Source organism: Roseinatronobacter thiooxidans (assembly GCF_001870675.1).
In the GTDB taxonomy this organism is placed as follows: Bacteria; Pseudomonadota; Alphaproteobacteria; order Rhodobacterales; family Rhodobacteraceae; genus Roseinatronobacter; species Roseinatronobacter thiooxidans.
Window position 1 is genome coordinate 286018 of sequence record NZ_MEHT01000009.1, and the last position, 14886, is coordinate 300903.

Annotated in this window: 12 protein-coding genes; 2 read left to right on the forward strand and 10 right to left on the reverse strand. The window is 61.8% G+C overall.

Annotated elements, in window-relative coordinates:
* Positions 1-35 precede the first annotated feature (35 nt).
* From pgi to BG455_RS06000, 6 genes are all read right to left on the reverse strand, one after another.
* Positions 36-1643, reverse strand: coding sequence for a glucose-6-phosphate isomerase (gene pgi, locus BG455_RS05975; protein ID WP_071469031.1), 1608 nt, complete (start codon positions 1641-1643; stop codon positions 36-38).
* A gap of 64 nt (positions 1644-1707) precedes the next feature.
* Complete coding sequence (pgl, locus tag BG455_RS05980) at positions 1708-2379, reverse strand: 6-phosphogluconolactonase (RefSeq protein WP_071469165.1); 672 nt, start codon at positions 2377-2379, stop codon at positions 1708-1710.
* Entirely contained in the window at positions 2379-3824 is a 1446-nt protein-coding gene (gene zwf, locus BG455_RS05985; RefSeq protein WP_071469032.1) for a glucose-6-phosphate dehydrogenase, read from the reverse strand. The genes pgl and zwf overlap by 1 nt, the downstream gene beginning before the upstream one ends.
* Positions 3825-3957: 133 nt before the next feature.
* Positions 3958-4542 (reverse strand): HNH endonuclease, encoded by a 585-nt coding sequence (locus BG455_RS05990; RefSeq protein WP_071469166.1) that lies wholly within the window; start codon positions 4540-4542, stop codon positions 3958-3960.
* Between the two features lie 628 nt (positions 4543-5170).
* Positions 5171-5836 carry an alpha/beta hydrolase gene (locus tag BG455_RS05995; protein WP_071469033.1) on the reverse strand — a complete coding sequence of 222 codons (666 nt, stop codon included), beginning with the start codon at positions 5834-5836 and terminating at the stop codon, positions 5171-5173.
* Complete coding sequence (locus tag BG455_RS06000; RefSeq protein WP_071469034.1) at positions 5833-6465, reverse strand: DNA-3-methyladenine glycosylase family protein; 633 nt, start codon at positions 6463-6465, stop codon at positions 5833-5835. Before BG455_RS06000 ends, BG455_RS05995 begins: the two co-directional genes overlap by 4 nt.
* Positions 6466-6536: 71 nt before the next feature.
* Between BG455_RS06000 and BG455_RS06005 the strand changes: the two genes are divergently transcribed.
* Entirely contained in the window at positions 6537-7754 is a 1218-nt protein-coding gene (locus tag BG455_RS06005) for an MFS transporter (protein ID WP_071469035.1), read from the forward strand.
* 104 nt (positions 7755-7858) lie between these two features.
* A complete protein-coding gene (locus tag BG455_RS06010; protein WP_071469036.1) occupies positions 7859-9742 on the forward strand; it encodes an acyl-CoA synthetase in 1884 nt (627 codons plus the stop codon).
* 15 nt (positions 9743-9757) lie between these two features.
* Here the strand turns inward: BG455_RS06010 and BG455_RS06015 are convergent, their stop codons facing one another.
* The 4 genes from BG455_RS06015 to BG455_RS06030 form a co-directional block, all read right to left on the reverse strand.
* Positions 9758-11014 carry a glutamate-5-semialdehyde dehydrogenase gene (locus BG455_RS06015; RefSeq protein ID WP_071469037.1) on the reverse strand — a complete coding sequence of 419 codons (1257 nt, stop codon included), beginning with the start codon at positions 11012-11014 and terminating at the stop codon, positions 9758-9760.
* Positions 11011-12126, reverse strand: coding sequence for a glutamate 5-kinase (gene proB, locus BG455_RS06020; protein ID WP_071469038.1), 1116 nt, complete (start codon positions 12124-12126; stop codon positions 11011-11013). The genes BG455_RS06015 and proB overlap by 4 nt, the downstream gene beginning before the upstream one ends.
* Positions 12114-13139 (reverse strand): GTPase ObgE, encoded by a 1026-nt coding sequence (obgE, locus tag BG455_RS06025; protein WP_071469039.1) that lies wholly within the window; start codon positions 13137-13139, stop codon positions 12114-12116. Before obgE ends, proB begins: the two co-directional genes overlap by 13 nt.
* Before the next feature lie 66 nt (positions 13140-13205).
* Positions 13206-14750, reverse strand: coding sequence for a helicase HerA-like domain-containing protein (locus tag BG455_RS06030; RefSeq protein ID WP_071469040.1), 1545 nt, complete (start codon positions 14748-14750; stop codon positions 13206-13208).
* Positions 14751-14886 lie beyond the last annotated feature (136 nt).

Sequence of the window (14886 nt, forward strand, 5' to 3'; positions counted from 1 at the left end):
TCTGTGGCGCTTTCTACGATTTCTAGGCGCAGTCTCTAGCCTTGATAGGCGCGCAAGAAGGCAACAAGCGCTTGTGTGGACGGGTCTTTGTCCGAGGCATCTGCCCCGTCCAGAACCGGCCCCAGGGCAGATGCGAGTTCCTTGCCCAGTTCGACCCCCCATTGATCGAAGGAATTGATGCCAAGCACCACCCCTTCCACGAAAACGCGGTGTTCATATAACGCAATGATCTGGCCCAGGACGAAGGGCGTAAGCTGCGGATAGACCAGTGTTGTGGACGGGCGGTTTCCGGGGAAGACGCGGTGGCGCGCCTGCCGGTCCAGTTCTGCACCCTCCAGCCCTTTGGCCGCCATCAGCGCGCGCGCCTCTTCAAGCGAGCGGCCACGCATCAGGGCCTCTGACTGCGCCAGACAATTTGCGGCCAGCAACCTGTGCTGGTGGGCCAGTTCCGGTTCATGCCCTTTTGCGGCCAGCAGAAATTCGCATGGCACAATCCGCGTGCCCTGATGGATCAGCTGATAGAACGCATGCTGCCCGTTGGTTCCCGGCTCTCCCCAGACAATCGGGCCGGACTGGCGGTCCAGATCGCGCCCGTCCATGCCGACACGCTTGCCATTCGATTCCATTTCCAATTGCTGCAAATAGGCCGGAAGCCGCGCAAGCCGCTGGTCATAGGGCAACACCGCGCGGGTTGCATGGCCGCAAAGCTGGTTGTGCCAGATGCCCACAAGCGCCAGCAATACTGGCATATTCTGGTCCAATGGCGCATCCATGAAATGCGCATCCATCGCGCGGCCACCAGCCAGAAACCCATCAAACCCCTCCGCGCCGATTGCGATCATCAGGCTCAGCCCTATCGGCCCCCAGACCGAATAGCGCCCCCCCACCCAATCGGCAAAACCAAAGACGCGTTCAGGCGCGATGCCAAATTCCGCCGTCTTGTCCAGTGCGGTAGAGACGGCTGCGAATTGCGCCCCCGGATCGGCAACTTTTGCCGCCATCCAGTCGCGCGCGGTGCGCGCATTGGTCATCGTCTCGATGGTCGTAAAGGTCTTGGACGCAACAATCACCAAGGTCGTCTCGGGGGTCAACCCCTTCAGCGTATCGGCAATATGCGCCCCATCCACATTGCTGACATAATGCACGCGCGGCCCGTCGTGATAGGGGGCAAGTGCCAGTGTCGCCATTGCAGGCCCCAGATCAGACCCGCCAATCCCGATATTGACCACATCCGTGATCCGTCCGCCCTGCCCCTGAAAACGCCCCGCGCGCACGTCTTCTGCAAAGCCATAGGCGCGCGCGCGGATCGCGCGCAATTCCGGCATGACATCTGCGCCCGCACAGGCAATGACCGCGTCATCGCCCGCGCGCTGCGCGATATGCAGCACCGCGCGCCCTTCAGTCTCGTTGATCTGCGCACCGCCAAACATCGCCGCACGCTTTTCAACCAGCCCCGCTTCTTCGGCCAGCCGCACCAACAAGGCGCGCCCGTCCTCGTCGATATTGGTCTTGGAATAATCCAGTACCATCTCGCCTGCCTGCACCGCAAACTGCGCAGCGCGCGCCGTATCTGCGAAAAGTTCCCGAATATGCCGCGTTTCGGTTGCGCGTTGATGCCGCGCCAGATCGTTCCAGATGCTCATGCCGTGCCCCAAGTCATTTTCTTGCTCTAAATACTCAAATCAGGGGGCGTCAGCCCCCTGCCCTTTATTCTGCCCAATGCACCTGCGCCTGATCCAGCACGCAGGCAATCGGGGCTTCTCGCGGTGTCAGCTTCGCCGCGCGCTCGATTGCGGCGCGTTTGGACGCGCCTGTAATCAGCACATGCACCCGCAGCGCTGCGCGCAAGACAGGTGCCGTCAGGGTGATGCGCGGCTCGCCTGCCGCCTCGGCGCGCATGGCCATCAGGGGTGGCGCGCCCGGTGCAAGTGCCGCGTCCAGATTATCGGCCCCCGGAAACAGCGAGGCTGTGTGCATATCCTCGCCCATTCCCAACAGCAGCACCGAAATCGGCAGATGTGGCAAAAGCCCGTCGATCAACCCGTCAAGTGCCGCGTCCGGGTCCGGCAGATCAGCATAAAGCGGGATCAATTTCGCCTGCGCGGCCTTGCCATGCAGCAGACGCGCGCGCAGCAAGGCCGTGTTCGAGCGCGGATTGTCTTCCCCCACCCAGCGTTCATCATTCAGCACGACCGAGACCTGTGACCAGTCCAGATCAACCCCGCTTAGCGTATCGAAAACCGGCCCCGGTGTGGTCCCGCCCGGCACAGACAGCGTGGCGCGGCCATGCGCGCGCAAGCTTTCGCCCAATTCGGATGCGATGCGCTGCGCCACGCGCAGCATCATCATTTCGCGGTCCGGATATTCGTGAAATTCCATCATCTGATCTCCCGCCAGCGTCGGCCGTCCTTATGCATCAGCATAAGCGCGCCTTCCGGCCCTGTCGATCCCGGCTCATAGGCCTCGGGGCGGTCATCGCGCTGCTCCCACCCCTCGATCACGGGGTCGACCCAAGCCCAAGCGGCCTCTACCTCATCCCCGCGCATGAACAGGGTCTGGTTGCCGCGGATCACATCCATGATCAGCCGCTCATAGGCATCCGGAATATCCAGATCATTGCCCAAGGCTTCGGCAAAGCTCATGTCCAGCGCCACATCCTTCAGACGCATACCCCCCGGCCCCGGTTCCTTGATCATAACGCGCAGATCCATGCCTTCATCGGGTTGCAGGCGGATCACCAGCACATTTTCGCGCCACTGGTTCGATTCGCCAAAGATCGAATGCGGGGGTTCCTTGAAGGTCACGGCAATTTCGGACACGCGCGATTTCAGGCGTTTTCCTGTGCGCAGGTAAAACGGTGTGCCCTTCCAGCGCCAGTTCGAGATATGCAGCTTCATGGCGATGAAGCTTTCGGTGCGGCTGTCAGGATTGCCGCTGTCGATCAGATAATCCTCGCGCCCGCGCCCCCGATACTGGCCGCGCACATATTCGCCCGGTCCCATAGGGTCCAGCGCGCGAATGACCTTCAGCTTTTCGTCGCGCATGGCGTCGGGTTCAAAGCAATGCGGCGGCTCCATTGCGATCAGGCATAAAAGCTGCATCAGGTGGTTTTGCACCATATCGCGCATGGCACCCGAAGTGTCGTAATACTCGCCCCGTCCATCGACCCCCACTGTCTCGGCCACGGTGATCTGGACATGGTCCACGAATTGCGAATTCCACAGCGGCTCGAACAGGATATTGGCAAAGCGCACGGCCATCAGGTTCTGGACCGTTTCCTTGCCCAGATAATGGTCGATGCGGTAAATCTGGTCTTCGTGGAAATACTCGGCCAAGGCGGCGTTCAGCGCGCGCGCGGTTGCCAGATCCTTGCCAAAGGGTTTTTCAACCACAATGCGCGAATTCCGGTCTGCAATGCCGCGCGTGTGCAGGCGTTTGGCAATATCGCCAAACAGGGCGGGCGCGACCGAGAGATAGAACGCCCGCACAATATCGGCGCGCATCATGTTGGACAGCACATCCCAGCCAGCATCGCCCTTGGCGTCGATGGTTACATAATCCAGCATGTCCAGGAAACTGGCGATTGTGTCATCCACCAGTTCCTTGCGGTCCAGAAACTCTTGCAAGGCGGCGCGCACCATCTCGCGGAAATCGTCGCGTGCAACCTCGCTGCGGGCGGCCCCGATAATTTTCGAGCCTTCGGGAATTTGCCCTTCCTTCCAGCGCCGGTACAGGCCCGGCAGGATCTTGCGGCGTGCCAGATCGCCTGTTGCGCCGAAAATGACAAGATCGAACTGTTCAACCGGAATAACGCGTGCAACCATGCTAACCCCTTGCCCGTAGGCCTGCCTTGCGCCGTGCCGGCTGTCTGCGCTGTGCCGACTGTCCGTTAGCGCTATCACCGCCTCATTTACAGTGTGGCGGACCACCTGTCCAGAGGGCAGGAATAGAGCGCGCTTACGCGTCCAGTTCGGTATCCCAATACAGGTAATCAAGCCAGCTGTCATGCAGATGGTTGGGCGGAAAGCGGCGGCCCAGATTGCGCAACTGCTCGGATTCGGGACGCGTGGGTTGGGTGCGCAGCTTCATGCCCGACTCGCGCAGGGTCTTGGACCCTTTGCGCAGATTGCACGGCGCGCAGGCAGCCACCACATTTTCCCAGCTTGTCACCCCGCCCAGTTTGCGCGGCAGAACATGGTCAAAGGTCAGATCATGTTTTGCGCCGCAATACTGGCAGGAAAATTCGTCACGCAAGAACAGGTTGAAGCGGGTGAAGGCCACGCGTTTGCGCGGCTTGACATATTCGCGCAGCACGACGACAGACGGCACCCGAATTTCCATCAACTGGCTGCGCACAACATGGTCATATTCGGCCAGAATATCGACCCTGTCCAGAAACACCGCCTTAACCGCATCCTGCCACGGCCAGAGCGATAGCGGGTAGTATGAAAGCGGCCTGTAATCGGCATTCAGCACCAAAGCGGGAAACTGACGCAGCGCGACAGGGTCGCGTACAAAATCTGTTCTGAAATCACCATCCACAAGTGCCGCCTCCGCTCTGGCGGCCCTTGGGGCGACATCTTGCGCGCGCCCCGCAGGGCCGAATGTATGCTGCGCCACAGCATTCCATGGCATGGACTATATATAGCGCGAAGCATCTGGCAAGCATTTAGATCGCACCAAATGTCGCATGATCATGTGCTAAGAGGGAACTGCGACACCCATATGACAGATCGCGGGACGCAGTGCTGCAACATTGGGCACTTGGCCGGAATAGCTAAAAGGGCGTGTGCCAGTTGGCAGAAGCTCTACAATGAGGGGTTGGGGGGTGTTGGAAAGCTGGCCCAAGCCGCGTAGCGTCGGGCCGCGGTGCGGCGATCCTCGATTTGGGCTATAGCACTTTATGCTTGCCAAATCCTCGAAAGATCAAGGCTTTGTACGGTGCCAAGCCAAATCGCCGTGCCGTCGGGGCGGCCCGGCGATGCGCGGCGGCGCTACGCACATTGACTCCGCGCGTGGGGGCAACTGAAACGCTGCCACGTCTCGCGCTTGCAGCGTCCAAGCGCGAAGGCTTCATGGGGCGGCGACGTTGATGGCTGGCGGGATAAACAGTCGTCCAACACCCCAAACCGCCGCCAAACGCCTCCCCCCGATAAGCGCCAAGCGGGCCTTAGCCCGGCAGTTTCTCGCGCAGGAATGACAGCGCCAGCGACAGCCCGTCATGGGCGATACCATGCGCTGTCCCCTTCGAGATATGGCTATAGGTTTCAAACCCTGCGGCCACCAGCGCATCAGCGGCTTCGGATAGGCTGGCAAGGGGCACAACATCGTCCTGATCACCATGAACCAACAGGATTGGCAGGGGTGACACCGCCTCGCCTTCCAGCCGTTCCGGCACCATCAACCGGCCTGAAAAGCCCACAAGCCCTGCAAGCGGGTCACCCCTGCGGGGTGCGATATGCAGGCTCATCATTGTGCCTTGCGAAAACCCCACCAGCGCAAGCCGGTCAGGGGTCAGCCCTTCATCGGCCAGAACCTTGTCAAGAAAGGCATTCAGATCCTGCGCCGCCGCTTCCAGCCCTGCAAGTGCCTGCTCCTCGCTGGACCCATCCAGCCAAGGGATCGGGAACCACTGAAACCCGAACGGGTTGCCAGTGCATTTCTCGGGCGCGTTGGGCGAATAGAACGCCGTGTCAGGCAGGTGCGGGCCAAGCGGGTCGGCCAGTCCAAGCAGGTCCGCGCCATCGGCCCCATATCCATGCACAAATATAACGGCGGATTTCGCCTTGCCCCCCGAAGCAGGCCCCCGGCGGTCAGAGTGCAGCGCGCGTGTCATATGATTCCTTCCCTCTCGGTTTCGACGCGGTAATAAGCCCACAACAGCCCCGCCGCAACTGTGCGCCAAGGGGTCCAATCTGCTGCCATACGCCGCATGGCGGCTTCTCGCGGGCGGTCGGGCAGATGGAACAGCCGCTTGGCGGATTCCTGCAAGGCAAGATCGGCAGGCGCAAAGACATCGGCGCGGCCAAGGCTGAACATGGCGTAAATCTCGGCCGTCCAGCGCCCGATGCCCGACACTTCGGTCAGGATGCGGGTGATCTCTTCATCGGGCAGAACGCGCAAAGCGTCGAAATCTATGCCCGCGCTGGCAAGCGCGCGCGCATAGCGCATTTTCTGCATCGACAGGCCGGGCGCGCGCAGGGTTTCATCATCGGCGGCCAGCACCGCCTCTGGCGTGGTCAGCCCTGCCCCCTCCATCCGGCCCCAGATGGCGCGGGCGGCATGGGTGCTGACCTGCTGGCTGACAATGGCCGACAGCAGGTGCGCGAATCCGTCCGGCCTGCGCCGCAGCGGTGGCGTGCCCGTCAGGCGAAGGGCATGGGCAAAACGCGGCTCATGCGCGGCCAGCCATTCGGCCCCTTCGGCCATGCAATCCTCACTGGTCAGGATGCGCCCGACCATCACGCCTGCGCCGTTTTGTTGCACATGTAAAAGACCCCTTCCCCAAGCCAGATATTCCGTCTAATCCTGCGCGCATGAATGATACAGTTGCAACCCCCGATAACGCCCGCGCCAAACGCAATGTGATGGTCCTTGTCGCTGCGCAGGCAGTGGTGGGCGCGCAATTGCCGATCCTGTTCATCATTGGCGGGCTTGCGGGGCAGATGCTGGCCTCTAACCCCTGCTGGGCCACGCTGCCCATCTCGCTGATCGTGCTGGGGTCTATGGCGGCGGCCACGCCGCTGTCCAGTTTCATGCAGGCTTACGGGCGGCGCGCGGGGTTCTGGGTGGCCTGCGGCGCGGGTGCTGTGGGGGCAGCGATTTCGGCCTATGCGCTGATGCTTGGCTCTTTCGAGTTGTTTCTTCTCGGGTCTTTCATCACCGGCACTTACATGTCGGCCAACGGGTTCTACCGCTTTGCCGCGACCGACACAGCCACCCCCGAATTCCGCCCAAAGGCGATTTCCTATGTCATGGCAGGCGGGCTGCTCTCGGCAGTATTCGGCCCGCAACTGGTCTCGTTGACGACTGATGCAATGCCGGTGCCGTTTCTGGCAACCTATCTGACCGTGATCGCGCTGAATATCGCAGGCGTGGCGCTGCTAAGCGCGCTGGACATTCCCACCCCCCCCAAGCCCACCAGCACCAGCATTGCAGGCCGGTCGCGCAGAGAGTTGCTGAGTGTCCCTGTTATTGCAGTGGCCGTGATTTGCGGCACAGTCGCCTATGCGCTGATGAACCTTGTCATGACCTCGACCCCGCTGGCGGTGGTGGGTTGCGGCTTTGCCACATCGGATGCGGCCAATATCGTCTCGGCGCATGTGCTGGCAATGTATGCGCCATCCTTCTTTACCGGCCATCTGATCGCGCGGTTTGGCGCGCGGGCCATTGTGGGCACTGGGCTGGTCATTCTGGCCGCCTCGGGCGCGGTGGCGATGACGGGGGTAGAATTGGAGCAGTTTTATATCGCCCTGATCCTGCTGGGTGTGGGCTGGAATTTCGGCTTTATCGGGGCCACAACCATGCTGACCGCCAACCATACCCCCGAAGAACGCGGGCGGGTGCAGGGCATGAATGACATGATCGTTTTTGGCGGTGTTTTTGTCGCCTCGCTCAGTTCCGGCACGCTGATGAATTGCTCTGGGGGCAATGCCGAGACGGGCTGGCAACTGGTCAATATGGCGATGCTGCCTTTCCTTGTGCTGGCAGGCTCTGCGCTGATTTGGCTGGCCCTGCGCCCGCGCGAGGCCTGACGCCTGCCCTGAACACGCGCCTTTGAACGGGCACCGGCCTGCCTGTGGCTTGCGTGGCGGGGCTATCAATGCTCTGCTGGGTGCATTGGGAAGGGAGGCCCGCCATGCATCCATTCAAGACCGGCGCCGATCTGCGCGCGATCGAGGCTGAAAGCAGTTGGGACGCGCGCGAAATGCCTGTCTCGGTCTATCGGGCGCTGCAACAAACTGCCAAACGCCACGGCGCGCGCAAGGCCATCAGCTTTCAGATGTTCGCCGCCCCCGGTGCGAAAGCGCAAACGCTGACATGGGCGCAACTGCTGGCGCGCGTCACCCAAGCGGCCAATCTGTTTCGCAGCCTTGGTGTGGGGGAAAGTGACAGTGTCGCCTATATTCTGCCCACGCTGAATGAAACCGCCATCACGCTGCTGGGCGGGATGACAGCGGGGCGCGTGTCGCCCATCAACCCGCTGTTGGAGCCGGAGAAAATTGCAGCGCTTTTGCGCGAGACGGGCGCGAAAGTTGTCGTCACGCTGCGCGCCTTTCCCAAAACCGATGTGGCGCAAAAAGTGGCGCAGGCTGTGGCACTTGCGCCAGATGTCCAGACAGTGCTGGAATTGGACATGCTGCCCCATCTCAGCCCGCCCAAAGCTTGGATCGTGCCGTTCATCCGCCCCAAGAACCCGCATAACCACCCCGCGAAAGTGCTGGATTTTCACCGCGAACTTGACCGCCAGCCAAGCGATGCACTGACCTTTGACGCACCAAAAACCGACCGGATTGCGGCCTATTTCCACACGGGCGGCACCACAGGCATGCCCAAAATGGCGCAGCACCGCTATGGCGGGATGATCTATAATGGCTGGCTGGGGGCAGAGCTGATCTTCACGGAAAAGGACGTGCTTCTCTGCCCTCTGCCGCTATTCCATGTGTTTGCGGCCTATCCCATTTTGATGTGCTGCATCATGTCGGGCGCGCATGTCGTCTTTCCCACCCCCCAAGGCTACCGCGGCGAGGGGGTGTTCGACAATTTCTGGAAACTGATCGAGCGTTGGGGCGTCACCTTCATGATCACAGTGCCCACAGCCCTGTCGGCCCTGATGCAGCGCAAGGTGGATGCCAATATCACAACCCTGCGCACCGGCATTTCGGGTTCTGCCGCGCTGCCGCGCGAGACGTATAAGCGTTTCGAGCAAGCGACCGGCGTGCAGATTGCCGAAGGCTATGGCCTGACCGAAGCGACCTGCCTTGTGTCCTGCAACCCTGTGGACGGGATGAAAAAAATCGGCTCTGTCGGGTTGCCGCTGCCCTATACCAAGGTCAGGATCATGCGCACAGATAATGGCGCCATGGTAGACTGCGCCACGAATGAGGTGGGTGAAATTTGTATCAGCAGCCCCGGCGTGACCCCGCCAACCTATACAGAAGAAAAGAAAAACCATGATCTGTATGTCGCAGGGGATTTTCTGCGCACAGGCGATCTGGGGCGCGTTGATGAAGATGGCTATCTGTGGATCACAGGCCGCCAGAAAGACCTGATCATTCGCGGCGGCCACAATATCGACCCCGCCGAGATTGAAGAGGCACTTCTCAGCCACCCCGATGTGGCCTTTGCCGGTGCCATTGGCCAGCCGGATGCGCGTTCGGGCGAGTTGCCTTGCGCCTATGTCGAACTTGTCACCGGCGCGCGCACCACGCCAGATGCGTTGCTGGCGCATGTGACGGACCTTATTTCGGAACGTGCCGCCATCCCCAAACATATCGAGGTTCTGGACGAATTGCCCAAAACCGCTGTTGGCAAAGTGTTCAAGCCCGATTTGCGGCGCTTGGCGATTGCGCGCGTGCTGGATGCGGCACTGAGCGATGCAAAGCTGGCCGCGCGCGTGTCAGAGGTGGTTGAAGACAAGCATCGCGGCCTTGTCGCGCGGATCGACGCCAAGGATAGCGCCAGCGACAGTGACCTTGCACAAGTGCTGGACAAGTTCACCATCGCCACCGAACGGGTTTAACCCCGCAATTGGGGTTTATTTCCGCACTGTGCCATCGCCTGTGACCAGATATTTGAAGCTGGTCAACTGCTCTGCCCCCACTGGCCCGCGTGCATGCATCTTGCCGGTGGCAATGCCAATCTCGGCCCCCAGCCCGAATTCGCCCCCATCGGCAAACTGGGTCGAGGCATTGTGCATCAGAATGGCCGAATCCAGCCCCGCAAAGAACCGCGCAGCGACCCCCGCATCTTCCGCAATCACCGCCTCGGTATGTTGCGAGCCATAAGCACGAATATGCGCCATTGCGCCCTCGACATCTTCGACCACCGCCGCCGCCATGATCATGTCGAGAAACTCATAGCCGAAATCCTCCGGGCGCGCAGCCACAACACCGGGCAGATGCTGCAAGCCGTCGCCCACGCGCATCTCCACCCCTGCGGCGACCAGATCGGCAATAATCTGCGCGCCAAGCCCGCCCACAATGTCGCGGTGGATCAGCAGGCATTCCGCCGCCCCGCAAGGGCTGGTGCGGCGTGTCTTGGCGTTCAGGACCACGCGGCGCGCTTTCTCTGCATCGGCGCTGGCATCGACAAAGACATGGCAAATGCCTTCGAGATGCGAGAATACCGGCACCCGCGCCTCGCGCTGCACCAAGCCCACCAGCCCCTTGCCCCCGCGTGGGACGATCACATCAATATGCTCGACCATGCGCAGCATGTCCGATACAGCCGCGCGGTCGGTGGTCTGGACAAGCTGGATCGCATCTTCGGGCAGCCCTGCCGCCTGCAATCCGGCCACCAGCGCGCCATGGATCGCGCGCGAGGAGTTGAAACTCTCCGACCCACCGCGCAGGATCACGGCATTGCCGGATTTCAGACACAGCGCGCCCGCATCCGCCGTGACATTCGGCCGCGATTCAAAGATCACGCCGACCACGCCCAGAGGCGTGCGCACGCGCTGGATATGTAGCCCGTTTGGGCGATCCCATTCCGCGATGACCGCGCCCACAGGATCGGGTTGCGCCGCAATCTCGCGCAAGGCGCCCGCAATTCCCTGCAAACGCGCCGCGTCCAGCATCAGTCGGTCCAGCATCGGAGCCGACAGCCCCTTGTCGCGCCCCGCTGCCATATCAAGGGCATTGGCCGCAAGGATCGTCTCCTGCGCCGCGATCAGCGCCTCGGCGGCGGCGTTCAGCGCCTGCGCCTTGGCCTCGGGCGGGGTGGTGGCAAGCACTGTAGCAGCAGCACGGGCGCGCGCGCCCATCTCAAACATCTGGGGACTGATTTCGGTCATAAGGCCATCTCGTCTCTGTGGATAAGGGCCACGCGGCCCGGATAGTTGAGTATTTGTTCAATCTCGCGCGAATGGTGGCCCGCAATCGCGGCAGCCTCTACGCTGTCATAGCCTGCCAGCCCGATGCCCAACGGCCCCTCTGGCCCCATAATGGCCACCGGATCGCCGCGCTGAAACTGCCCTTCGACACGCGCAACCCCCGCAGGCAGCAGCGACTTGCCCTGCCCCAGCGCCTGCACCGCACCCGCATCGACATGTAAAACGCCCTTGGGCTTCATCGCTGCAATCCAGCGCTTGCGCGCCGAGCGCGGGTCGCCCTGTGCCAGAAACAGCGTGGCGCGTGCGCCTTTTGCCAGCTGGTCCAGCGGATGCATGGCAGCGCCCGCCGTAATCACCATCGCGCAGCCCGCCGCCACTGCCGTTTTCGCGGCCATGACCTTGGTTTTCATGCCCCCTTTCGACAGGCTGGAGGTGGGCGCACCCGCCATCGCCTCAATCTCGGGGGTGATCATATCGACCTGCGCGAAATGGCGCGCCTGCGGGTCGGTCTGCGGGTTGCCGGTATACAGCCCGTCCACATCGGACAAAAGCACCAGCAGATCGGCCCCGATTGTCACCGCAACTTGTGCCGCCAGCCGGTCATTGTCGCCGTAGCGGATTTCATCGGTGGCGATTGTGTCGTTCTCGTTTACAATCGGCACAACCCCAAGGCCCAGCAAAGTGGCCAGTGTCGCACGGATATTCAGATAGCGGCGGCGGTCATGCGTGTCATCCAGCGTCAGCAGGATTTGCCCTGTGGCAATCTTATGCGGCGTCAAAGCCTCTTCATAGGCGCGCGCCAGACGGATCTGCCCGACAGAGGCCGCCGCCTGGCTTTGCTCCAACGCCAAAGCCCCGGCAGGCAGCCCCAGCGCCCCGCGCCCCAGCGCGATAGAGCCGGAAGACACGATCACCACATCCGCCCCGCCCGCGCGCAAAGCGGCCACATCTGCGGCCAGACTGCGCAGCCATTCCCCCCGCAAACTGCCTTGTTCCACCAACAGCGCCGAGCCTATCTTGATCACAACCCTGCGCGCCTGTGCCAGCGCGCTGGCAGCAGTCAGGGTTGCCATGGCCCATCATCCTCTTCGCGGGGTTTCGACTTGTCGATCCGTGCCAGCAGGGCGCGCAGCACAGTCTGCATCCCCTCGCCCGAAACCGCCGAGATCATATGCACAGGCCGCCCGCAAATCGCCTCGAGTGCGGCCTTTTTCTCGGCGCGTTCCTCATCATCCAGCGCGTCGATCTTGTTCAGCGCGATGATGCGCGGCTTGATGGCCACATCATGCGAATAGGCATCAAGCTCATGGTCGATGATACGCCAGTCTTCGGCCACATCTTCGGATGTGCCATCGACAAGCTGCAACAGCACCGAGCACCGCTCGACATGGCCCAGAAACTGGTCGCCCAAGCCCCGCCCTTCGGAGGCACCCTCAATCAGGCCGGGAATATCGGCCATGACAAACTCGCGCCCATCCACACCCACAACCCCCAGATTGGGGTGCAGTGTGGTAAACGGGTAATCCGCAATCTTGGGCCGCGCGTTGGATGTGGCGGCCAGAAAGGTCGATTTGCCTGCATTGGGCAGGCCCGCAAGGCCGGCATCAGCAATCAGTTTCAGGCGCAGCCAGATTTCACGCTCAACCCCCGGCTGGCCCGGATTGGCGCGGCGCGGGGCCTGGTTGGTCGATGACTTGAACTGAAGATTGCCCCAGCCGCCATTGCCACCCTTGGCCAGAAGCACACGCTGGCCCACTTCTGTCAGATCGGCGATGACCGTTTCCTGATCTTCGTCCAGAATCTCGGTGCCCACAGGCACCCGCAAGGTTACCGAAGCACCATCCTTGCCCGTGCGGCCCTGCCCCATGCCGCCCTGGCCGGAATTGGCAAAGAAATGTTGCTGAAAGCGGAAATCGATCAGCGTGTTCAGCCCATCGACCACTTCGGCCCAGACATCGCCACCCCGACCACCATCGCCCCCGTCAGGGCCACCATATTCAATGAATTTCTCGCGCCGGAACGACACGCAACCGGACCCACCCCCGCCAGAGCGGATTTGGACCTTAGCAAGATCTAGAAATTTCATGCGCGCGCACTCCGCCTTAGGTTCAGGCGCTAGCCTCTACAGGCAAATGACGGCCGCCTCAAGCGCTCACCGTCCTCTCAGAAGCCCGCCAAGCACACCGCGCACAAGCGCCTGCCCAGAGCGCGTGCCCAATTGCCGCGCCATAGATTTGGCAAACACATCCACAGCCGAGTCGCCACGCCGCGCCGGGCTTCGACCCGGCGCCTCCCGGCTGGCCCCGCGCGCGGGCGGCTGATAGCGGCGCGCAGCGGTGAATTCACGCTCTTTTTCCGCCTCGGCCTGCTGCAATACCGCTTCGGCCTCTTTCGCCGCCTGCTCTGCGCGGCGCGCCAGCATTTCATGCGCGCTGTCGCTGTCGATCATCACCTCATACTTGCCCGCAACCGGCGCGCGCAGCATCAGCATCCGGCGCGCGCCCTCTTCTATCGGCCCCATCTGCGAGGACGGCGGGCGGATCAGCGTGCGTTCGGCAATTCCCGGACTGCCCTTATCTTCCAGAAACGAGGTCACCGCCTCACCCACGCCGACATCGCGGATGGCATCGCCAATATCAAACCGCGCATTGGGCCTGTAGGTCTGCGCGGCGCGGCGAAGCGCCTGCTGGTCGCGCGCAGTGAAAGCGCGCAACGCATGCTGGATACGATTGCCCAACTGGCCCAAGACGGACTCGGGCACATCATCGGGGTTTTGTGTCACGAAATAGACCCCCACCCCCTTGGACCGGATCAGCCGCGCCACGCGTTCCACCTTTTCCACCAGCGCGCGGGGGGAATTGTTGAACAGCAAATGCGCCTCGTCAAAGAAGAACACCAACACAGGCTTGTCCGGGTTTCCAACCTCTGGCAATTCCTCGAACAGTTGCGACAACAGCCAGAGCAGGAAGGTCGCATATAGCTGCGGGGTGCGCATCAGCCGTTCGGCATGCAAAATGCTGACATAGCCGCGCCCGTCAGGGGCAATGCGCATGAAATCCGCCAGTTCCAGCGCGGGTTCCGAGAAGAAATGCGCCGCCCCCTGATTTTCCAGCACCAGCAGCTTGCGCTGGATGGCCCCGATGCTTTGTGTGGTGACATTGCCATATTGCAGTGAAATTTCGCGCTGGTTCTCGCCCAGAAAATTCAGGATCGCGCGCAAATCTTTCAGGTCCAGAATCGGCAAGCCTTCATCGTCGGAAATGCGAAAGGCCACATTGATCACGCCTTCCTGCGCCTCGGTCAGATCCAGCATGCGCGACAGCAAAAGCGGGCCAACTTCGGCAATGGTCGCGCGCACAGGGTGGCCATGCTCGCCAAAGAAATCCCAGAAAATGACCGGCGTTTCACGGTAGCCAAACCCCTCCAGCCCGATTTGTTCGGCGCGCCGTTCGAGCCCCGCACGCGGGGTGCCGGGCATCGCCATGCCGCCCACATCGCCCTTGATATCGGTCAGGAAGACCGGCACGCCCGCCGCCGAGAATTCTTCGGCCAGAACCTGCATGGTGATGGTCTTGCCTGTGCCGGTGGCACCCGCAATCAAGCCATGCCGGTTGCCATAATCCAGACGCAACACCTGCGGGTCGCGCTGCGTCTCGCCCCCGCCCCCCACGAAGATTGCTTTTTGCGAAATCGACATAAAAAACCTTTCCTGCTCAAACCTGCAATACACACAAACGCCGCGCCAAGCCTAGAACAGCGCAGGCTGCTTTGGAAAGGCATTCTTAATCTTTCCAAGGCAGAGTGGAAGGGCAGGCATGCCCTGTCTGCATTTC